This window comes from Coprococcus sp. BIOML-A2 (assembly GCF_009875795.1).
GTDB classification, from domain to species: domain Bacteria; phylum Bacillota; class Clostridia; order Lachnospirales; family Lachnospiraceae; genus Coprococcus; species Coprococcus aceti.
In genome coordinates, this window is the sequence record NZ_WWSI01000006.1 from 26795 (window position 1) to 48820 (window position 22026).

The 22026-nt window shown below is 45.0% G+C and carries 17 protein-coding genes; 15 read left to right on the forward strand and 2 right to left on the reverse strand.

Translation table 11 applies throughout. The annotated features are described in order from the left end of the window. The first annotated feature begins 4 nt into the window (after positions 1 to 4). Complete coding sequence (locus GT575_RS12420) at positions 5 to 985, forward strand: glycosyltransferase family 2 protein (protein WP_055224290.1); 981 nt, start codon at positions 5 to 7, stop codon at positions 983 to 985. A 63-nt stretch (positions 986 to 1048) separates the two neighbouring features. Here the strand turns inward: GT575_RS12420 and GT575_RS12425 are convergent, their stop codons facing one another. Beyond that, positions 1049 to 1903 carry an ROK family protein gene (locus tag GT575_RS12425; RefSeq protein WP_055224287.1) on the reverse strand — a complete coding sequence of 285 codons (855 nt, stop codon included), beginning with the start codon at positions 1901 to 1903 and terminating at the stop codon, positions 1049 to 1051. Positions 1904 to 2395: 492 nt separating this feature from the next. On the opposite strand from GT575_RS12425, the gene GT575_RS12430 reads away from it, so the two are divergent. The 13 genes from GT575_RS12430 to sstT all read left to right on the forward strand — a co-directional run bounded on the left by GT575_RS12430 (position 2396) and on the right by sstT (position 20433). Then, a complete protein-coding gene (locus GT575_RS12430; protein WP_022216305.1) occupies positions 2396 to 3775 on the forward strand; it encodes an MATE family efflux transporter in 1380 nt (459 codons plus the stop codon). 166 nt (positions 3776 to 3941) lie between these two features. Beyond that, positions 3942 to 5432, forward strand: a complete 1491-nt coding sequence (locus tag GT575_RS12435) for a helix-turn-helix domain-containing protein (RefSeq protein WP_161172140.1) — start codon at positions 3942 to 3944, stop codon at positions 5430 to 5432. Positions 5433 to 5657: 225 nt separating this feature from the next. Next, positions 5658 to 7559, forward strand: coding sequence for a fibronectin type III domain-containing protein (locus GT575_RS12440; protein WP_161172141.1), 1902 nt, complete (start codon positions 5658 to 5660; stop codon positions 7557 to 7559). Positions 7560 to 7737: 178 nt separating this feature from the next. Then, on the forward strand, positions 7738 to 9072 hold the full coding sequence (locus GT575_RS12445) for a glycerate kinase family protein (protein WP_161172142.1): 1335 nt from the start codon (positions 7738 to 7740) through the stop codon (positions 9070 to 9072). A 116-nt stretch (positions 9073 to 9188) separates the two neighbouring features. Then, positions 9189 to 9734 carry a domain HDIG gene (locus tag GT575_RS12450; protein ID WP_022216309.1) on the forward strand — a complete coding sequence of 182 codons (546 nt, stop codon included), beginning with the start codon at positions 9189 to 9191 and terminating at the stop codon, positions 9732 to 9734. Then, entirely contained in the window at positions 9731 to 10870 is a 1140-nt protein-coding gene (locus GT575_RS12455; protein WP_055147305.1) for an SLC13 family permease, read from the forward strand. Before GT575_RS12450 ends, GT575_RS12455 begins: the two co-directional genes overlap by 4 nt. A 78-nt stretch (positions 10871 to 10948) precedes the next feature. After that, a complete protein-coding gene (locus GT575_RS12460; protein WP_015533453.1) occupies positions 10949 to 11503 on the forward strand; it encodes a flavin reductase family protein in 555 nt (184 codons plus the stop codon). A 185-nt stretch (positions 11504 to 11688) separates the two neighbouring features. Beyond that, positions 11689 to 12714 (forward strand): branched-chain amino acid aminotransferase, encoded by a 1026-nt coding sequence (locus tag GT575_RS12465; RefSeq protein ID WP_004853734.1) that lies wholly within the window; start codon positions 11689 to 11691, stop codon positions 12712 to 12714. 291 nt (positions 12715 to 13005) lie between these two features. Then, the gene (locus GT575_RS12470; RefSeq protein WP_022216311.1) at positions 13006 to 13209 is read left to right on the forward strand and encodes a FeoA domain-containing protein; all 204 of its coding nucleotides are present in this window, start codon (positions 13006 to 13008) and stop codon (positions 13207 to 13209) included. A gap of 439 nt (positions 13210 to 13648) precedes the next feature. Next, positions 13649 to 15841 carry an ABC transporter ATP-binding protein gene (locus tag GT575_RS12475; protein ID WP_161172143.1) on the forward strand — a complete coding sequence of 731 codons (2193 nt, stop codon included), beginning with the start codon at positions 13649 to 13651 and terminating at the stop codon, positions 15839 to 15841. Between the two features lie 3 nt (positions 15842 to 15844). After that, on the forward strand, positions 15845 to 17689 hold the full coding sequence (locus GT575_RS12480; RefSeq protein WP_022216313.1) for an ABC transporter ATP-binding protein: 1845 nt from the start codon (positions 15845 to 15847) through the stop codon (positions 17687 to 17689). A gap of 131 nt (positions 17690 to 17820) precedes the next feature. Next, a complete protein-coding gene (locus GT575_RS12485) occupies positions 17821 to 18936 on the forward strand; it encodes a 5-methyltetrahydropteroyltriglutamate--homocysteine S-methyltransferase (protein ID WP_055147933.1) in 1116 nt (371 codons plus the stop codon). Between the two features lie 246 nt (positions 18937 to 19182). Continuing rightward, positions 19183 to 20433: a serine/threonine transporter SstT gene (gene sstT, locus GT575_RS12490; RefSeq protein WP_161172144.1), complete on the forward strand. Its 1251-nt coding sequence runs from the start codon at positions 19183 to 19185 to the stop codon at positions 20431 to 20433. A gap of 64 nt (positions 20434 to 20497) precedes the next feature. On the opposite strand, the gene GT575_RS12495 is transcribed toward sstT, so the two are convergent. After that, positions 20498 to 20728, reverse strand: a complete 231-nt coding sequence (locus GT575_RS12495; protein ID WP_118649848.1) for a hypothetical protein — start codon at positions 20726 to 20728, stop codon at positions 20498 to 20500. A gap of 230 nt (positions 20729 to 20958) precedes the next feature. On the opposite strand from GT575_RS12495, the gene GT575_RS12500 reads away from it, so the two are divergent. Continuing rightward, positions 20959 to 21906 (forward strand): hypothetical protein, encoded by a 948-nt coding sequence (locus GT575_RS12500; RefSeq protein ID WP_243017714.1) that lies wholly within the window; start codon positions 20959 to 20961, stop codon positions 21904 to 21906. Positions 21907 to 22026: the final 120 nt, after the last annotated feature.

The window sequence follows — 22026 nt, forward strand, 5'->3', positions numbered from 1 at the left end:
AGCTATGGGTACAAAGGTATCAGTTATTCTTCCTGTTTACAATGTGTCTGATTATCTGCGCCAGTGCATGGACAGTATAGTGGGTCAGACACTTAAGGATATAGAGATCATTTGCGTGGATGATGGCTCCACAGATGATTCTCTGGCGATATTGAAGGAATATGAGGCGAAGGATCAGCGTGTAAAGGTTATACAGCAGGCAAATGCCGGAGCCGGGGCAGCGAGAAACAAAGGTCTTGAGATCGCGACCGGAGAGTATCTTTCATTTCTGGATTCCGATGATTTCTTTGAGCCGGACATGCTGGAAAAGGCATGGAGCAAGGCTCACGAGACCAGAGCTCAGGTAGTTGTGTTCAGATCAGATCAGTACAGAGAGGATCTTCAGGAATTTGTTCAGGTCAGATGGACACTTCACGAGAAGGAGCTTCCACCGTACAGACCAATGTATTTTCGTAATTTCACGGGCAATATATTCAAGGTGTTTGTGGGATGGGCTTGGGATAAGCTCTTCAGCAGGGAATATGTTGAGGAGAACCATTTCCGATTCCAGCAGCTCAGAACTTCGAATGATATGCTGTTCGTATTTTCAGCGATAGCATTTGCAACAAATATAGAGATAGTGGACGAGGTGCTTGCACACCAGAGAAGAAACAATCCAAAGTCATTGTCCAACACCAGAGAGAAGTCATGGCAGTGCTTCCACGAGGCTCTTGTGGCACTCAAGGCGGCGCTTGAAGCCCACGGCAATTTCTGGGAGTATGAGCAGGATTACATCAACTATGCACTGCATTTCAGTCTGTGGCATCTGGAGACCATCACAGGACCAAAGAAGAAGGTTCTGTTCAACAAGCTTAAGGAAGAGTGGTTCGAGGAGTTTGGTATTAAGAGTCTTTCAGAGGAGTGCTTCTACAACAAGACCGAGTATGGCAAGTACAAGGTTATCATGGATAAGACCTTTGAGGAGTATGAGAAGGCAACAGCATAGAAAAGAAAAAACAGTTTCACCAGTCGATCGGTGAAACTGTTTTTTTGTGGACAAATGTGTGTATCAGAACAGGTTCATAGCACCTATGATGCCCTGATTTCCCTCGAGCCCTGCGGGAACAATGTATGTGTCGGTGTCCTTGACCTGTGGCATGTCAATGTAACCCGACAGCAGTTCAGTGTAGTAATTGCGGATCATAGGGAACAGGAATTTGTTGTCCATGACTCCGCCGCCAAGGACGATCCTCTCAACTGAGTAGCACATGGTGTAGTTGACCAGTGCCTCAGCTATATAAAATGCTTCAAGATCCCATACCGGTGAGTCGGCTGGGATGTCTTTGCCTTTCATTCCGGTTCTGCGCTCAAGCATAGGGCCGGATGCAAGACCCTCTACACAGCTCTGGTGGAATCGGCAGGTACATGGTATATCATCGCCGGTTCGTCTAGGGATGAGGATGTGGCCTGTCTCCGGGTGTTCCATGCCGTGAATGAGTCTGCCATCGGATATTATACCGCCGCCGATGCCGGTCCCAACAGTGAGGTACATTCCCGAGTTGAGTCCTTTCAGTGCTCCATACAGGTATTCACCCCAGGCTGCTGCGTTTACGTCTGTGTCCACCACAACCAGGCAGCCAAGCGCATCCGTAAATGCTTTGTAAAGGCTGAATCCCTCCCAATCTTTCTTGGGACTCCTCATGATGGAGCCGTAGGTAGGGGAATTAGGATTGATGTCGGCCGGGCCAAATGTACCGATTCCGAGAGCGGATATGTCATATTTCTTAAAGTAATCTATCATGGCAGGCAGGGACTGGTCAGGTGTGCCCGTCGGTATGGATATTCTGTCTATTATATTCTTGTCTGCATCGCCTATGGCACAAACCATCTTGGTGCCACCGGCTTCAAGTGCGCCGTAGTACATATTTCCTCCTTGGTGCCATGTTTATATGGCAGAAATTTTTCAAAATTATATACATTATATATGCCGTGTCACTTATCTTCAAGCCCGGATTTGCGTCGGTACTTGTGGAATATAAAAGAGAATTGGTGTACGCTTTTTTGGACACTTGACAAGATAAGATAGAGCCATATTAAGGAGCTTGATAGAGGCTTGAAGCTTGGAAGATAAAGTGTACAGGAGGCGTGATCATGATAAAAGGATATTTTGTTTCGGAAGGGTATATGGGATATGTGGACGGAGAGTACCAGCTTTTCGCTGATGAAAGAGATTATGTTGAGTATATAGAAGATTAGCCATTTAGCTTCTTGACCTTAGCATAACTTATGTTATGATGAGGCATATGGGTTAATACACAGGGATTACAATACGGATGGTGCTGCTATGAAAATCTGCAAGGTGATTCATGAGTTTGTATATCATGGATAATCTAAATATATACAAGGAGCAAACATAGTGGAAAAGGTATTGAACAAAAAAGAATATGTTATGGATATGACAGAGGGAAGCAGTATGAAACTGATCATGAAGTTCTCAGTTCCGCTACTTATAGGCAATCTATTTCAGCAGGTATACAGCCTGGTTGATTCGATAGTGGTTGGTCGTCATCTAGGGGCAAATGCGCTTGGCGGTGTGGGATCAGTTGGAATGATCAGTTTCCTGTTTTTTTCTTTGTGCAATGGAATGGCATCTGGAATAGGTGTTGTCATATCAAGATATTTTGGAGCGAAGAAAGAAGAGCAGGTAAAAAAAGCCATAGCAAATGCATTGTTTGTCATATTGGCGGTTGGTGCACTCATGAGTATACTGGGATATTGTTTTGCGGGGCCTATTATAAGGCTAATGAAGACCCCTGCAGAGACATTTGACTACGCATATACATACATGAGGATCACCTGTGGATTTACGATAGCGGTGGCTATTTATAACGGAATTTCTGCTGTGCTAAGGGCACTTGGGGATTCAAAGACCCCTCTTATATTTCTCATGATTGCTTCTGCCATAAATGTTGTGCTTGATATTGTGTTTGTCATATACATGGATATGGGCGTTGCCGGTGCCGCATATGCAACGGTTCTCAGTCAGATCCTGTCTAGCGTTGGCTCTATATGTTATGCGGTGAAAACCAATCCCTATTTCAGACTGAAGAGAGGCCATTTCAAGTTTGACAGAGATATAATGAAGGAAGATTTCAGTATCGGTATACCAATGGCGGTTCAGACTTCCATGATATCAATATCCTGCTCAATACTGCAGACCCTTATAAATGGATATGGTCCGGAGGTCATGGCTGCATATACTGCAACAGGAAAGGTTGAGGGAATCATATTCCAGCCGTTTAGTTCTCTGGGACTTGCATTGTCTACATTTGCAGGACAGAACTGTGGCGCACGCAAGTACGAAAGGGTGCGCAGAGCGGTATGGCAGACAGAGCTCATCACGCTGGCTCTTGGTGCAGCATTGTTCTGTCTGGTAGCAGTTTTCAGGGAAAATGTTGTGGGATTTTTCGTGACGGAGGAGAATGTCATAAGGCTTGGCGCAAAGGGACTTGTGATATCCGGAAGTATGTATATTGCACTTGGAACGATATATACCATGAGAGGCGCATTAAATGGAATGGGGGATGTGGTGTTCTCCATGCTGAATGGTGCTCTTGAGGTGGGAGGAAGGATAGTATTTGCGCTGATACTGATGTATGTGTTAAAGATGGGATTCTGGGGAGTGTGGTATACGAATATATTTACATGGATTGTGATAGCACTCACCGCATCTGTGAGATTTTCTGTGTATATAAGAAAGTGTCAGAGAGAAGATGACGGTACGGAAAATGCATAGATAATAATTAATATAGCAAGGACGCCTTTTGGGGGGCGTCCTTCTTCGATTCAATCACATTGATATTCCAAGGGATATAGGTGTTATGAATTAGCATACTTTATATTTTGACAAAAATTCAGCGCTATATTATCTTTAATACAGAATAAACAGGAGATGACCATATATGTCAGGGGAAAGATCAGTGGATGTTGAAAAAATAAATAATAATGAAAAAGGCTTTGAACCGGCGCATATCAGAAGTGTGATCTCGCTGGCTCTGTTCAGCTTTGTATTTCTGGGTATGGAATTCTTCTTCGACAGCAGGGCTGCGGAGTTTGTGGATGCCAGAAGTGTTCTGTTGTATCAGAGCGTGATACTGCTGGCCAGTGCGGTGGGACTATTCATATATGCACTGATTGAGAGATATGTCGGCAGCAAAATCAAGCAGATAATAATTATTACTTTGAATATAGTGGAGGTTGCCGCGCTCGCAGCGATAATACTGTGTTCCGGCAAATTGATACTGTTATATGGAATTATATTCTTTATTGTGTGTGGTGTTATGGGAGGACGCGTGTATCACGATGTGAGCCGCGATTATACGGATAGAAAGCATCTTACGGTAATTGTGGGAATTTCATATGCACTTGGACTGCTTCTGCAGTATATCAATTATAATCTTATAGACAATGTGATCCTGCGTATGGTTATGTTCTCGCTGGCCATAGTGGCACTTGCAGTGATACTTTTTCTGGCCAGAGATGAATACGCAGAAGCGGAAGTGGACACATACATGGTAGATGAGCGGAACAAAACGGATTGCAAAGAAAAATGTGACGAAACAACTCCTGATAGCGGATCGGTGGCTGTGGCGCTTGTGATGGTTGTTCTTCTTATGACGTTTATATTTTCCGCACTGGATAATGTTGTGACCGTTGTCCACGCTGAGGGCGGGGCAGATGTGGGGCAATGGCCAAGGTTGTTTCTCGCATTAAGCGGAGTTGCAGCAGGCTTCTTGTTTGATATAAAAGATCAGCGCTTTATGAATCAGATGATGTACTGCGTTACAGTGTTGTCCGTTATAGCCATGCTTATCATAGAGTTTGGAGGGGCATTTATCATAGGTCTGATTGTATTCTATCTTGCAGCCGGATTCTTCGTAGTGTATTTCACGACAATATTCATAAATGTATCCTATGGAATGCGTTGGTCAGCGCTTTGGTCTGGTGCCGGAAGGGCAGTCAACAACATTGGTGCGGGTATTGTGGGAATAATATCATATATGCTGATAGATTCCCCCGGAATCATGGTTATGAGTGTAGTGGTCATATTGTTGCTCGTACTTATAAGCATTGCGGTATTTGTGCTTGAAAATCTACAGAAGGAACAATATAGACGATATGATGAAGAAAAAGTGACGAAATCAGCGGAGAATTCTAACGCAAGAGTTGAGGTTGATTTTGAATGCTTTGCAGATGCTCATCATCTCACGGGGCGTGAGCGGGAGGTGTTGCAGAAGCTGCTTGTATCTGATGGCAGTGTACAGGATATAGCGGATGAGCTGTACATATCAAGGGCATCCCTATATAGGCATATATCTTCCATGAATGAGAAGACTGGAACGAAGACCAGAGTAGGCCTTATTCAGTATTATTATGGATGGCATGAGGAATGATGATTGCGTGAGAGTTGATCACTATGGAAGTATAAGTGTGCCAGATTGAAAATACACATATGGATTAGATAAAAGTGATGAATGAATGTAAAATTGAATATATAGCACATATTGAGACATATGTAACGTTATGAAAACGACAGCAGATGACTATAATCTATGACATAAAACAACAGGTGAGTTACTTACCTGTAGACGAAGAATATCATAGAAGGGGGAATGACTATGAAGCATTTCAGGAGATTGACATTTCTGCTGTCGTTTATTTTTATTCTGACGGTAGGCGGTGTCGCGGCGATGGCCGCAAACAATGGCCCGTGTGAGGATGAGGAGTGGAGCTTTGCATATGTTGAGTTCTACAATCCGGATAATAACGAAGCGATATATGTGTACAGCTTCAGGACTCCGCAGGCAGGAACAACTACCAGTGCCAAAGGTGCGGTGTATGACAAGAGTACGAACACTTTGACACTCACCAATTGTAATTTGCCGGATTACAGGGTCGTTACCAATATGATGGGCGATGATTTTAAGATCAAGCTCGTGGGAACGAGTCATGTAAGTGCATTGTATGCATGGGGAGATGGATATGGCGGTTCTGTGGAAATCGTTGGTGACGGTAAATTGTATGTCAACGAGAAGCAGAAGTCAACTGACGCAATAGTTTTACAGCCGGAGGGAACAAGATCATACTTCAAGATAAGCGGAAATGCTGAGGTACACGCATTTGCGGGAAAGACGGATGGCAACCTTGTTCTGGCCATGAACACAACGGTTGCAGATTGTTTTGCTGTAAATGGTTTGACAGGTCTTCAGAAGACACAGGCAACCAGAATGAACTATGAGCAGATACAGAGCATAGAGATTGATCTGAGCGGTGAAGGTGACATTTGTCAGGTGTACAAAAAAGCTGATGATAAGAAATTGTATACTGTGACGGAGGGGGTGCGTACCGAGTATAATCCAGATGGAACGATAAAGGCAGAGAATGTGCGTATATATACAGAGTATGAGCTCATGCCTATACCAGGAAACGATGGAAAGTATTATATGCATGAGCTGAAGACTACAGAGGGTACATTCAACGCTGAGGAGTGTGGATACACCGATACACAAGAATCTGTTGCCGGATATTCTTTAAGATCCTCTTCACCTGCATATGTGTACATTGAGGAGAAGACGGGCGATAAGTGTGTATTTTTATATAATTCAATAGATAATAACTACAAAGATTATGCATATTTCAAATATGACATAGCAGGTGTACTTGGCGATGTGACAGACAAGTATGGAAATGTGTCATCATATTATATGGTGGAGAAGTCAGAAGACAATGTTTCATTTACAAGAGACCAGTATTACAGCAATGAGTATATGTTGTCACAGGGTTACAAGGTATCCGGTGAGCTTGAATATATACAGAACACTTACGTGGTGTATAGTAATGCCGCGTCTGGCGTCCTCACAGCAAAGACGACCGTATGTAAGCACGCCACAAAGGTGAACACTGTGACAACAAAAGCAACAATGTCGAAGGCTGGCGTCATCACCACAACGTGTAGGTCATGCGGCAAAAAGCTTTCGACATCCAGAATATCCAAGGTGTCTACAATTAAGCTTAATGCGGCTTCGTATGTATATAATGGAAAGGTCAGAACACCGGCGGTTACAGTAAAAGATGCCGCTGGGAATATTCTGACAAAGAATAAGGATTACAAGGCCACCTACAGTGCGGGGAGAAAAAATGTAGGAAAATATTCGGTCAAGGTCACATTGTGCGGAAATAAATATAAGGATTCGAAGACAATGTATTTCACCATAAATCCGAAGGGAACCACCATTGCTGCGACTGCGTCCGGCAAGGGCAGCATGACAGTCAGATGGAACAAGCAGATGACACAGACAACGGGTTACCAGTTACAGTATTGTGCAAATAAGAATTTCAGAAGAGGCACAAAGGTAAAGACTGTAAGCAAGAACAAGACGATCAGAACAAGTGTCAGGAAGCTTGCGAGTGGAAAGACATATTATGTACGTGTGAGAACCTACAAGACAGTAAAGATAAATGGAAAGTCAGTGACATTTTACTCTGCGTGGAGCAAGGCGAAATCAGTTAAAGTAAAATAGCTTAATAACATCCTTTTGAACAACGGGGCGTATACAGAACATAACAACAGTTTTGTATACGCCCCACTTTTTGTGTGCAAAAATTGCAGATGGTATTATAATATACAAAGGCGATGTGAAGCTTCAGCCATGTACAAAGATGGATGACTGGTGCTTCAGTATACAGACAGGAGTTATTATGAAGAAGATACTTGTGGCGGTTGACTCTTTCAAGGGAAGCATGACGAGTCTTGAAGCGGGGAATGCCATAAAAAAAGGAATAAAGTCAATATTACCGGATACAGAGGTCAGGGTACGCCCTGTGGCTGATGGCGGAGAGGGCACTACTGATGCTCTTATATATGGAAGAGATGGTGTCAGCAGAGAGCGATGTTATGTGACCGGACCGCTTGGTGATAGGATCACTGCGGAATATACAATATATAATGCCGCAGACGGGCGAACTGCTGTCATGGAGATGGCAGCGGCGGCGGGGCTTCCACTTGTTCCGGAGAACCGGAGAGATCCGATGCATACGACTACATATGGTGTCGGTGAGATGATAAATGATGCCGTTTCAAAGGGATGTGAGCGTTTTATCATCGGGATAGGTGGTAGTGCAACGAATGACGGCGGGATAGGAATGCTTCAGGCTCTTGGATTTTACTGTCTTGATGCGGATGGTCATGAGGTGCCATATGGGGCAGAGGGGCTTGGAGTCCTTGAAAGGATTGTTATTCCGGGGAAGATGCTTGTCCGTAAGAATTCATCAGAGCTGGCTGTAGCAGATCCTGTCGATACGCCAATTGTAGGCACTGCTGCGATATCTGGTGCAGGTGCTGTCGATGAGTCATGTGTAGATGATGATGACTTTGCATCCAGACTATCACGCTGTACATTTAGTATCGCCTGTGACGTGACTAATCCCCTTGTGGGGGAGCTAGGGTGCAGCCGTGTATTTGCACCGCAGAAGGGTGCAGATGCGGAGATGGTGGAAATCATGGATGGCTACATGAAAAACTATGCTGACGTTGTGGAAAGATCAGCTGAGGGAAAGTCTGACAGAAACACTCCGGGTGCTGGCGCTGCGGGCGGACTTGGATATGCGTTTCTCATGTTCCTAGGTGGAAAACTTATGCCGGGAATAGATATAGTTCTGTCAGAGATAGGGCTTGAGGCGGATGTAGAGTGGGCAGATATTGTCATAACCGGTGAGGGCAGGATAGATGCCCAGACCATGATGGGCAAGACCCCATTGGGAGTCGCAAAGCTTGCAAAGAAACACGGCAAATATGTGATCGCCATAGGAGGATGTCTTGGGGATGGCGCGGAGAACTGCGTCAAAGAAGGAGTGTTCAATGAGTGCTATGCAGTAAACAATGTGCTTGGGATAGATGACAGTGATCCGGAGCAGGTGAGAACGGCGATGAAGCCTGAAAATGCTGCGGCGAATCTGACGACGTGTGCCGCAAAGATCACAGAACTTAAGGAACAGATGTCGGCACGTGTGTGCAGACCTGCACGGCTTAGATAGATATGGTATTAAATTGTTTGAAACAGAATCAGAGGCGTGTGAATTTTTTCTGCAAAAAATGAAGAGATATGCAAGAAAATAAATTTACTACTATATAATACGAGGAGGAGACAAAGATGACAAGAGAAGAAGCGTGGGAATTACTCACAGAGTACAACAAGGATGAGTTCCATCTGGAGCATGCACAGATCGTAGAGGGAACCATGAGGTATTTTGCAAGGGAGCTTGGTTATGGCGATGAGGAAGAGTTCTGGGGAATAGTCGGACTGCTTCACGATCTGGACTTTGAACAGTATCCTGAGCAGCACTGCATCAAGTCCCAGGAGATCATGAGAGAGCACGGTGTCGATGAGAGAATCATACATGCGACGGCAAGCCATGGCTATGGTATCACGGTTGACATAAAACCAGAACATGAGATGGAGAAGGTTCTCTATGCTGTGGACGAGCTTACAGGACTTATCGGAGCGGTTACACTCATGAGACCATCAAAGAGTGTTCAGGATCTGGAACTCAAGTCAGTTAAGAAGAAATACAAGAGCAAGGGATTTGCTGCGGGATGCTCCAGGGAGGTCATCGAAAGAGGTGCAGATATGCTTGGTTGGTCACTTGATGAATTGATCACCAAGACTATAGAGGCACTCAGGACATTCAGACCATGATCGGGGGTATAAAGAAAATCGGAGAATTTGTCCGCAAAGAGACAGTGCTCACCGTGGCACTTCTGCTGGCGGTGATATCGGCATTTATCGTGCCTCCGGACAGCGCGTATGTGGACTACATAGATTTCAGGACACTTGCGATACTTTTCTGTCTTATGACAGTGGTCGCGGGATTTTCACAGCAGGGGATGTTTGGCATCATAGCGAAAAGTATGATAAATCGTATGGGTTCGCTCCGGGCGGTGACAATTGTCCTGATATTCATGTGTTTCTTTTTCAGCATGTTTATCACAAATGATGTGTCGCTCATAACATTTGTACCGATGACACTCACGGTCCTTGGTATGGCAGGAGAGGAAGTACTCACCAGATGGATGGTGCCGGTGATAACCCTCCAGACCATAGCTGCGAACCTTGGCAGTATGCTGACACCCATAGGCAATCCGCAGAACCTGTATCTGTACGGACTTGCAGGGATCAGCGCAGGCAGGTTTGTATTGCTCATGCTGCCATATACAGTGGCATCGGCAGTGCTTCTTGTGATATGTGTCATAGTATGCATGAAAGGAAAAAACAGGCAGCTTGAGATCAGACTTTCAGGCGGTGATATACAGGTGAACAGGAAGCTGGTGGGTATATATAGCATACTATTTGTGCTGTCGCTGCTCACCGTGGCGCGGATCGTCCCATACTGGGTGACATTTGCGGTAGTGCTTGTGGTAGTCCTTATATGCCAGAGAAGATTGCTGCTGCAGGTAGACTATTCGCTGATATTCACATTTGTGGGATTCTTCGTGTTTATCGGAAACATGGGAAGAATAGAAGGATTTAGGACATTTGTGGAGAGTGTTCTTGGCGGGCATGAGATGATCACATCAGTACTTGCAAGTCAGGTCATAAGTAATGTGCCAGCGGCGGTGTTATTGTCGGGATTTACAGATAAATACACAGATCTGATAGTCGGTACCAATCTCGGAGGACTCGGAACTTTGATTGCGTCCATGGCAAGTCTGATCTCATTCAAATACGTGGCGAGACAGGACAAGGGCGCCAGAGGAAGATATCTGGCATATTTCACATTTGCAAATGTGCTGTTCCTGGTGGTGCTTATATGCATGTGGAAAATAATATTTTAGCCAGAAAAATATTGCCCTTAGATGGCAGTAGTCATAAAATAGAAAGGTAGGTTTCTTCAAATTAAGGAGGCAGATAATATGAGTAAGAATCTTGGTGCAAAACCTATGCTGGTGCCACAACCGGTCATGATGATCGGAACATACGATGCCGATGGCAATGCAAATGTCATGAATGCGGCATGGGGCGGAATAGTCGGAGCAAATGAGATCATATTTGACCTTGGAAGTCATAAGACTACCGAGAATATAAAGCTGAACAAAGCGTTCACAGTTGCCATTGCTGATGCAGAGCATGTGGCAGCCTGTGACTATGTGGGAATCGTGTCGGCAAATGACGAGCCAGACAAGATGAAGAAGGCTGGTTTTACAACCAGAAAGAGCGAGTTTGTAAATGCTCCAGTCATCAACGAGCTTTCACTGACAATGGAGTGCAAGCTCAAGGAGATCATAGACGGGGACAAGTTCCTCGGCGAGATTGTAAATGTTGTTGCAGACGACCGTATCCTGGGCGATGACGGCGAGATCACATATGAAGAGTTCCATCCGATCGTGTTTGACACCATCGGACATGGATATTTTGCACTCGGCGACAGGGTTGGCGATGCTTTCTCAGAGGGTAATAAGTTGAAGTAGACAAGCTTGTAACTTGGGAAAATCATCAAATTGTACATTGTAACATGAAAAAATTAGCCGTTTTTGGAAGAAAAACCTTAATTTTTCAAGCAAATGTTCAATATATATATGGAAAAAGGCGAAATAATGTGATATAACAGACACATATAAAAAAGCACAAGCTAAAGTGAAAGGAAGATTTAGATATGGATAAGAAGAATATCGATTGGGCAAACCTTGGATTTGGCTATGTTCAGACAGATAAGAGATTTGTAGCAAATTATAAGGATGGAGCATGGGATGAGGGTACACTCACAGAGGATCCTAACGTAGTATTAAACGAGTGCGCAGGTGTTCTTCAGTACGCTCAGACAGTTTTCGAGGGAATGAAGGCTTACAGAACAGAGGATGGACGTGTTGTATGTTTCCGTCCTGACCTCAACGCAAGCAGAATGGCAGACTCAGCAAGAAGACTTGAGATGCCACCTTTCCCAGAGGATAGATTTGTACAGGCAATAGTAGATACAGTAAAGGCAAATATTGATTATGTACCACCTTACGGATCAGGTGCTACATTATATATCAGACCATATATGTTCGGTTCAAATCCAGTTATAGGTGTTAAGCCGGCAGACGAGTATCAGTTCAGAATCCTCACAACACCAGTTGGTCCTTACTTCAAGGGCGGTGCAAAGCCTATCACAATCAAGGTTTCAGATTTCGATAGAGCAGCACCTCACGGAACAGGACACATCAAGGCTGGTCTTAACTATGCAATGAGCCTTCATGCAATAGTTACAGCACACAAAGAGGGATTCGATGAGAATATGTATCTCGATGCAGCTACAAGAACAAAGGTTGAGGAGACAGGTGGAGCAAACTTCATCTTCGTTACAAAGGACGGCAAGGTAGTTACACCTAAGTCAAACAGTATCCTCCCATCGATCACAAGACGTTCACTGATGGTAGTTGCAAAGGATATCCTTGGACTTGAGGCTGAGGAGAGAGAAGTATACTTCGATGAGGTTAAGGATTTTGCAGAGTGCGGTCTGTGCGGTACAGCAGCAGTTATCTCACCTGTAGGCAAGATCAACGATCACGGCAAGGAGATCTGCTTCCCAAGCGGTATGGAGAAGATGGGACCAGTTATCCAGAAGCTGTATGATACTCTTACAGGAATCCAGATGGGCAGAATCGAAGGCCCAGAGGGATGGCTCAAGGTAATCGAGTAATGATCGAGTAATTCGGTGTAAGATAATAAATATTGAGAACATTATAACCCCACTGATGTCTGATGGTAAGTCGGATGTCGGTGGGGTTTTTGTGTATCCAAGTTAGTTCGGTGTAAGAAAGATTAGCCCCATATACTAACAATTAGAATTGACTTGCACCGACCCTGAAGAGTTATAATTGTGTAGACAATAGAAGAAACGAAAGATAAATTGTATATCGGATAGTGGGATAGTGCGTTGATACATAAGATGATTCATGAAATCTATTATTTTGAAGGGGTGGTTACTGTGATGTCATTATCAGATGCAGTAAACGGTTTCTCAGGTGAGATAGCCTGGAATTGTGCGGACAGATCACTGTTCGGCGCATGTCAGCTTGAGACCGGAGATCAGGTGCAAGTCGTATCGTCTTACTTTGGCAATGTGATAATCAAGGCAAAGGGAAAAAGACTTGCTATAACAAGAGATGCGGCGGAGCGGATAAAGCTGGCTTAGATTGAAAGTCAGAAGAAACGGGGAAAAAACGGCAGTTGCTGGAGAACAGCGGCTGCCGGTTTTTTGTCATAAAAATTATTAAATCTTTATAGATATTTAATTGACTGAGAATATATGCAATGATAAACTTTCAAAGATATTCAAATAAAGTAAGAATACGCTTGGAAATGTAAAGGGGAAAACAACGTCAGCTAAAGCATGGCATTTTCTCCGTCAGAAGAAAGCGTAGATATCAGATGAATGTATCCCTGCATAATGTATATTAACGTGTACAACATAACATCACCTGTACAGGACATTTGAGGCCACCGGTTCTTAGTACCGCTGTAGGCCGAAATGAGCGGGAGCGATCCGGTACAGGTGATGTTATGTTGTGCACATAGAAAGACTAGAGGGGGATACATTCATCTGATCAATAATTGTTCAAGGAGGAAATGACATGCAGATATTCAGAAATCTGAAGCCGTATTGGAAGTCGGTCATTATCATAGCCCTGCTTCTCGTTCTGCAGGCATACTGTGATCTGTCACTTCCGGACTACACCTCAAAGCTCATAGATACCGGTATACAGAACTACGGTATAGAGAACTGCAGTCCGAAACAGATCCCGGAGAAAGCCTACAAAGTGATAGACGGATTTATGGATGACGATGAGAAAGCCGTATGGGAGAAATATTATAAAGATGGTTCGGATGGTTATTATTACCTGACAGAAGACGGCGAGGAACACATAGACGAAGTGGATAGTGCCTGTATGAAGGGGCTTATGATGTATTACTATCCATATCAGACGGTGAACTCTGACGAGGACAATGAGATCAAGGCAGGACTTGACAAGATGGGAATCACCCTTGACGAGATGCCGGAGGAGATGTGGGCGCAGATCGGTGAACAGATGAAGCCTACTGTTGATGGCATGCTCGACAGCATGGGTGAGGATTATATGGAATCCACAGCCATAGCATGTACAAGAATATGCTACGACAGCTTTGGCTACGATTATAAGGCAGGACAGATGTCATATCTGAAGTGGGCAGCGGTGAAGATGCTTGGAATGTCACTTCTCATGGCAGCAGCTGCGGTTCTCATAGGACTTGTGGCGTCAAGGGTTGCGGCAAGCGTTGCCTGCGGACTCAGAGAGAAGGTGTTCAACAAGGTTATCGCATTTTCGGATGCTGAGATCAACAAGTTCTCAACTGCATCTCTTATAACGAGATCTACAAATGATGTCCAGCAGATACAGATGGTTACAGTTATGATGCTCAGAATGGTTCTATATGCACCGATACTTTCTATTGGAGGAATCGTCAAGGTTGTTGAGAACGGAGCCGGAATGGGCTGGGTAATATTCATCGGTATAGCAGCAGTTGTGATCCTCATGGGAACGCTTATGGTCATTGCCATGCCAAAGTTTAAAGTTATGCAGACACTGGTGGACAGAGTAAACCTTGTGTCAAGAGAGATACTTACAGGTATCCCGGTTATCAGGGCATTTGGCAGAGAGGAACGCGAGGAAGAGAGGTTCGATGAGGCAAATAAAGACCTGACGAAGAACACCTTGTTCGTCAACAGAGTCATGACATTTGCAATGCCTATACTCATGTTCATCATGTATGCCATAAGCATACTTATAGAGTGGGTGGCAGCCCACAAGATCGATGCGGGTGTCCTTCAGGTAGGATCAATGACTGCATTTATTACATATACAATGCTTATCATTATGTCATTCCTTATGCTCAGCATGATGTCAGTCATGCTCCCTCGTGCCAGCGTGGCAGCAGACAGAATACAGGAGATCATAGATACGGATGTGACAGTTCAGGATGCAGCCGGAGCAAAGAAGCTTGAAGCACCAAGGGGTGTCGTAAAGTATGACAATGTCGCATTTGCATATCCGGGCGCAGATGAGAATGTACTTGAGAATATCTCATTTGAGGCCAAGCCTGGACAGACTACGGCGATCATAGGAAGTACCGGTTGTGGTAAGAGTACACTGGTTCAGCTCCTCCCGAGATTCTATGATGTTACGGAGGGCTCGATAACGATAGACGGACAGGATATAAGAGACCTCACCATGGAGAGCGTGAGACAGAATATCGGTTTTGTTCCGCAGAAGGGAATTCTGTTCTCGGGAACGATTGCGTCCAATATAAGATTCGGTGCACCAGATGCATCTGATGAAGATGTCAAGCTTGCAGCTGAGATTGCCCAGGCATCCGACTTCATAGAGGAGAAGGAGCACGGTTACGACAGTGCGGTTGCTCAGGGCGGTGGAAATGTGTCCGGTGGTCAGAAACAGCGTCTTGCTATAGCCAGAGCCATAGCGAGAAAGCCGAAGATCCTGATATTTGACGACAGCTTTTCGGCGCTTGATTTCAAGACGGATGTGGCAGTCAGAAAGGCACTTGGCGAGCACGTAAATGACAGCACGGTATTTATCGTTGCACAGCGTGTAAGCACTATACTCTCAGCAGATCAGATACTTGTGCTTGACGAGGGTACGATAGTCGGCAAGGGAACTCACAAAGAACTCATGCAGACCTGTGAGGAGTACAGGCAGATAGCCGAGTCACAGCTTTCTCCATCGGAGATAGCGGCCAGTCTTGGAACTGACTCAGAAAGGCAGGTGTAGGACATGGCAGAACAGAATCAGACAAATAATCAGAGAAGTTTCAGAGGCCCTAGAAGAGGCCACGGTCCTATGATGGGCGGCGAGAAAGCCAAGGACTTCAAGGGAACGATAGGAAAGTTATTCAGATACATAGGCAAGTACAAGGCAGCGGTTGTTGTCGTTGCTATATTTGCAATTGGAAGTACGGTATTCAACGTAGTATGTCCGAAGGTACTCGGCAAGGCAACAACAGCCCTGTCTGAGGGAATCATGAACAAGATAACAGGCAACGGCGGAATTGATTTCACGTATATCGGTAAGATATTGCTGTTCTGTCTTGGTCTGTATGTGCTGAGTGTGGCATTTAGTTTTGTACAGGGCTTCATCATGACCGGTATCACACAGAAGGTGTGCTACAGGATGAGACGTGAGGTGTCCGAGAAGATCAACAGGATGCCGATGAGCTACTTTGAGAGCAGAACCTATGGCGAGGTACTTTCAAGGATCACAAATGATATAGACACCATGGGAAATGGTCTGAACCAGAGTATCACACAGCTCATCACATCGGTTAGTACGGTCATCGGTGTAATCGTGATGATGCTCACGATCAGCCCGCTTATGACACTTATATCAGTGCTGATACTTCCGATAAGTATCATGCTCATGATGTTTGTCATCAAGAAATCCCAGAGATTCTTCAAGCAGCAGCAGGAATACGTGGGACACATAAACGGTCAGGTTGAAGAGGTGTATGGCGGACACAATGTCATAAAAGCGTTCAATAAGGAGAACGACGTTAGAAGAGAGTTCCATGAGACAAATGAGACTCTGTACAAGTCAGCATGGAAGTCACAGTTCTTCTCAGGACTGATGCAGCCTATTATGATGTTTGTCGGTAATCTGGGCTATGTGGCAGTTGCCATATCAGGTGCGGCTCTGGCGATCAGAGGAACTATCCAGATAGGTGATATCCAGGCATTTATACAGTACGTGAAGAACCTCACACAGCCTGTTCAGCAGGTTGCCCAGGTCACAAATATGATGCAGCAGATGGCAGCAGCCGCTGAGCGAGTATTTGAACTTCTTGAAGAGAAAGAAGAGGAGCAGATAGTAGAGAATCCTGTATCCACAGAGGGAATCAAGGGTGAAGTTACATTTGAACATGTAAAGTTTGGCTACAATCCGGATCAGATCATCATCAAGGATTTCTCAGCCCATGTAAAACCAGGACAGCAGGTAGCTATAGTCGGACCTACCGGAGCGGGCAAGACCACCATGGTCAAGCTGCTCATGAGATTCTACGACGTGAATGGCGGTGCTATACTTCTGGATGGACACAATATTAAGGACTTCAACAGACGTGAGCTCAGGGATGTATTTGGCATGGTGCTTCAGGATACATGGCTGTTCAAGGGCACTATCATGGAGAATATCAGATACGGAAGACTGGATGCCACGGATGAGGAAGTCATCGCAGCGGCAAAGGCAGCCCATGCACATAGATTTATCTCGACACTTCCGGGTGGATACAACATGGAGCTCAATGAGGAGATAACAAATATCTCCCAGGGACAGAAACAGCTCTTAACTATCGCAAGAGCAATTCTTGCTGACAATCCGGTCCTGATCCTCGATGAGGCTACATCGTCAGTCGATACGAGAACAGAACACAGGATTCAGAGAGCCATGGACAATCTGATGAAGGGCAGGACAAGCTTTGTCATAGCCCACAGACTGTCAACCATCAAGAATGCAGACATCATCCTTGTTATGAAGGACGGTGATATCATAGAGCAGGGTAACCATGATGAGCTCATGGCGCAGAATGGATTCTATGCGGATTTGTATAACTCGCAGTGGAGTTAAAGGATTTATAGATACCCATAGCTTAAAACTATGGCAAGCCTCAAAATAATAGTATTTTCCATGGACAGCCTATCCTGCTAGAATATCCTCAAGTTAAGAAAACGAGAAAACACTACGGAGGATAAAGACATATGAGCAAATTACAGACACCTTTCAGATACGATTTTGTAGGAAGCTTTCTGAGACCACAGGCACTCAAGGATGCGAAGGCAGCATACAGGGACGGAAAGATCACCAAGGAGGAGTTCGACAAAGTTGTTAATGAGGAGATTACCAAGGTCGTTGCAAAGCAGAAGGAACTTGGATTCCATGCGATCACAGATGGCGAGTTCAGAAGAACATTCTGGCATCTTGACTTTATGTGGGGACTTGATGGAGTTGCCCATGAGAACACTGGAAATGGTGTGAAATTCGATGCAGAGCTTGCGGTTCTTGATGATACGTATCTTGTAGGTAAGATAAAGGCAAAGGCTCATCCATTTGTTGAATATTTCAAGTTCTTAAAGCAGTTCGAGGATGAGAATACAGTTGCAAAGTATACGATACCGGCTCCTGCACAGACATTTCAGCAGATGATAGTCCCTGACAATATTGCAAACACAAGGAAGTTCTATCCTACAAATGAGGAGCTTATCCAGGACATTGGAAAGGCTTATCAGGATGTTATTAAGCAGTTCTATGATGCAGGTTGTCGAAATCTTCAGCTTGACGATTGTACATGGGGCGCCATAGTGGGGGATGCCGCAAAGCAGAGATATAAGGCACTTGGAATATCACTTGAGGATGTCAAGAAAGAGCTGCTTGCAGTGAACAATCTTGCCCTTGAAGGAAAGCCGGAGGATATGGTCATCACTTCACATATCTGCAGAGGAAATTACCACTCAACATTCTTCACCAGCGGTCCTTATGACACAGTTGCAGATTATGTATTTGCAAATGAGAATGTGGATGCGCTGTTCCTTGAGTATGATGATGAGAGATCAGGCGGATTTGCACCTCTTGCAAAGGTTTCAGAGAACAAGAAGGTTGTGCTCGGACTTATCACAACAAAATCTCCGGTTCTTGAGGATAAGGAGAAGGTCATTGCAAGGATCTATGAGGCTGCAAAGTATGTACCACTTGACAGATTATGCCTGAGCCCTCAGTGTGGATTTGCATCGTGTGAGATCGGAAACAAGCTGACAGAGGATGAGCAGTGGGCAAAGCTCAAGCTCGTTAAGGAGATAGCAGAGGAAGTCTGGTCATAAAATAGAGTATTATAGAAGTGAAGTGGCGGCGAACAGAAGCAAGAATCTGTTCGCCGCTTTTTGTGTTATGAAATCTGTTATATACAAGCCTGATCGATATATGATACTATTAAGAAACGCGGAATCCTTGCGGGAGTTATATTCCCAGTGTTTTTGCTCGTGAGGATACTTCTTCTGAGAAAGAAGAATGCTAAAGAAAATGTATGTTAAAAAGCAGAAATATAGATATAGTTAGGAGTTAGATTCATGAAAAAGATTGTAGAGATGTGGAATAGGGTGTCGCTGATCGCGAAGATATTGGTTGGAATAGTGATCGGTGCGGTGCTGGGACTTCTGGTGCCGGGGGCAACGGGAATAGGCCTGATCGGAACCATGTTCGTCAGGGCGCTCAAGGCAATTGCGCCGATACTGGTGTTTGCCCTTGTCATCAGCTCAATTGCAAATGCAGGAAAGGGAAATGGCCAGCAGTTCCGTATGGTGACGATCATGTATATGCTCAGCACGCTATGCGCAGCGGTAGTGGCGGTGAGCGCAAGTTTTATTTTCCCTGTAACCATGACACTGAACCTTGAATCATATCAGGCGGATGTCGTCCCATCGGGAATCATGGAGGTCCTCCAGAATCTTTTGCTCAACATCACCGATAATCCCGTAAATGCGATACTCAACGCAAATTATCTCTGCATACTTGCATGGGCACTTTTGTTTGGACTTGCCATGCGACGGACAAGCAAGTCTATAAAATCTGCACTTGTATCCATATCGGATGCGGTATCAACCGTCGTGAGGTGGATCATCGGGTGCGCACCATTTGGAATCATGGGACTTGTGTTCACGACAGTATCGGAGAGTGGATTGTCGATATTCAAGGAATATGGCAGATTGCTGCTTGTGCTTGTGGGCGCCATGCTTACGGTTGCATTGATCGTAGATCCGCTCCTTGCGACTATCGTCTTAAGGAGAAATGCATATCCACTTGCGTGGAGATGTCTCAGAGAGTCAGGTGTGACGGCGTTCTTCACCAGAAGTTCTGCGGCAAATATCCCAGTGAACATGTCACTTTGCAATAGACTTGGACTTGACCCGGATGTGTATTCGGTATCCATACCGCTTGGCGCGACCATCAATATGGATGGTGCCGCCATCACTATAACTATAATGGCGCTTTCCGTTGCAAATACCATGGGAGTGTCGGTTGACGTTCCGACAGCACTCATGCTCAGTCTTATGGCAACCCTTGGCGCGTGCGGTGCCTCAGGTGTTGCGGGAGGTTCGCTGTTGCTCATTCCTATGGCGTGCTCGCTGTTTGGAATCCCACAGGATATATCCATGCAGGCTGTTGCTGTCGGAATGATCATCGGAGTGGTCCAGGATTCACTTGAGACGGCAATCAACTCATCGGGAGATGTACTCTTTGCCGCTACAGCGGAGTACAGACAGTGGCAAAAGGACGGCAGAGAGTTTAAGATAGGCGCCATCGTAAATCCAGATGAGTAGGATATTCCCATATAAAAAATAATCGGGCATGTTCAGGAAGAAACATACCCGGTTGTTTTTGCCTTTATATTCCCCGTATCCCTGATTCCACAATTCCATTTGAATCTTTAGAGATTCCCTCAAGAACATGCGGAATTACCAACATATCCGTTCCGCATTTAGGACATGCCGCAATTCCCAGCAGTTCGCTGGTGCTTTCCAGACGATATTCAGACTGATAGTCTATACCATCTTTCTGCCACATAAAAATGTGTCCGCATTTGAAACACTTAACTTCCCTGAATGTATTCCCCATAATAAATAATAACCTCCGTTGCAGTTTGTTTGTATTGCCTACAGAAACTTGTCCAGCTCCGCATCGACGTTCTTCCTCTTTTTGATCTTTGGGTGGTCGGTGACTCTTTCAAATATACAATATCCTAAACATGGTTTGCAACAGATGAAGAACTTTTATATAATTGTAGACAGTATGCGGAAGCTAAGATAACATATGGGAACTGAAAGAAAAACAGGAAAATGAACACTATGGGGAATGAGCCATTGTCTGGCAGATCAAAGCCAGAGACAGGTAATAACAAAACAGAATACAAGGCACATTACCATCTGCCCGGACTTTTTGAATTCTACGAGCTGTACAAGGTATTCCTGCCACTATACCGTGAGCACAGGGAATATTTTTACGACTGGTGTGATATCGGCTCGGTGTATGGCGCACCGGGTGACTGCCTCTGGGGTGGCGGCAGAGCAGGATATGGCGACAGCGGTGCCAGAGATGTGCTGGAACTTATGAGCGGGTATGGAATATCGGCGAGGCTGACCTTCAGCAACTCATTGTTAAGACCGGAACATCTTGCGGATAAACGGTGTAATGATTTGTGCAGAGCGTTTGAGAAGGGTGATATTCAAAACGGTGTCATAGTCCATTCGGAGTTGTTGCTTGACTATCTGCAGGAGAACTATCCGGGACTATATATGGTTTCATCTACAACAAAGGTCATTACGGACTTTGACCAGTTTTCGGCAGAGCTTGACCGGGATGAATTCCGATATGTTGTGCCGGATTTCCGGCTGAACAAAGCATTTGACAGGCTGGGGGCGCTTTCGCAAAAGCAGAAAGACAAGGTGGAATTCCTGTGCAACGAATGCTGTTGGTTCTCCTGTCAGGACAGGAAAGCCTGCTATGAGGATGTGAGCCGTATGGCTCTCGGTGAGAAATCAATTCACCACTGTACATCGCCGAACGCAGCAGGTGGCTATCGTTTCTCAAAAGCGATGGAGAATCCCGGATTTATAGGTATAGATGATATAAGGAACATTTACCTGCCGATGGGATTTTCCAATTTCAAGATAGAGGGAAGAGGTCTTGGAAGTGCCATAGTGCTGGAATTTCTGTTATACTATATGACAAAGCCAGAGTACCAGCTGAGGGTAAGAGAAGAGATATATCTTGACAATACGCTGGATCTGTTCTAGGCGTGCGCGGGCAATAGTCAGGGGCTGCGGATAGCATGGGAGGATAATATAGGCAGTCGATATGTATTTGAAATCTGCAGAGTATGTTTCGCAGCTCGTGGAGATAACAGAAAATTCCTG

Excerpts from the sequence above, each read along its gene's own strand:
- GT575_RS12420 (WP_055224290.1), top strand. The coding sequence starts at position 5 with ATGGGTACAAAGGTATCAGTTATTCTTCCTGTTTACAATGTGTCTGAT.
- GT575_RS12425 (WP_055224287.1), bottom strand. The coding sequence starts at position 1,903 with ATGTACTACGGCGCACTTGAAGCCGGTGGCACCAAGATGGTTTGTGCC.
- GT575_RS12435 (WP_161172140.1), top strand. The coding sequence starts at position 3,942 with ATGTCAGGGGAAAGATCAGTGGATGTTGAAAAAATAAATAATAATGAA.
- GT575_RS12440 (WP_161172141.1), top strand. The coding sequence starts at position 5,658 with ATGAAGCATTTCAGGAGATTGACATTTCTGCTGTCGTTTATTTTTATT.
- GT575_RS12445 (WP_161172142.1), top strand. The coding sequence starts at position 7,738 with ATGAAGAAGATACTTGTGGCGGTTGACTCTTTCAAGGGAAGCATGACG.
- GT575_RS12450 (WP_022216309.1), top strand. The coding sequence starts at position 9,189 with ATGACAAGAGAAGAAGCGTGGGAATTACTCACAGAGTACAACAAGGAT.
- GT575_RS12455 (WP_055147305.1), top strand. The coding sequence starts at position 9,731 with ATGATCGGGGGTATAAAGAAAATCGGAGAATTTGTCCGCAAAGAGACA.
- GT575_RS12460 (WP_015533453.1), top strand. The coding sequence starts at position 10,949 with ATGAGTAAGAATCTTGGTGCAAAACCTATGCTGGTGCCACAACCGGTC.
- GT575_RS12465 (WP_004853734.1), top strand. The coding sequence starts at position 11,689 with ATGGATAAGAAGAATATCGATTGGGCAAACCTTGGATTTGGCTATGTT.
- GT575_RS12470 (WP_022216311.1), top strand. The coding sequence starts at position 13,006 with ATGTCATTATCAGATGCAGTAAACGGTTTCTCAGGTGAGATAGCCTGG.
- GT575_RS12475 (WP_161172143.1), top strand. The coding sequence starts at position 13,649 with ATGCAGATATTCAGAAATCTGAAGCCGTATTGGAAGTCGGTCATTATC.
- GT575_RS12480 (WP_022216313.1), top strand. The coding sequence starts at position 15,845 with ATGGCAGAACAGAATCAGACAAATAATCAGAGAAGTTTCAGAGGCCCT.
- GT575_RS12485 (WP_055147933.1), top strand. The coding sequence starts at position 17,821 with ATGAGCAAATTACAGACACCTTTCAGATACGATTTTGTAGGAAGCTTT.
- sstT (WP_161172144.1), top strand. The coding sequence starts at position 19,183 with ATGAAAAAGATTGTAGAGATGTGGAATAGGGTGTCGCTGATCGCGAAG.
- GT575_RS12495 (WP_118649848.1), bottom strand. The coding sequence starts at position 20,728 with ATGGGGAATACATTCAGGGAAGTTAAGTGTTTCAAATGCGGACACATT.
- GT575_RS12500 (WP_243017714.1), top strand. The coding sequence starts at position 20,959 with ATGGGGAATGAGCCATTGTCTGGCAGATCAAAGCCAGAGACAGGTAAT.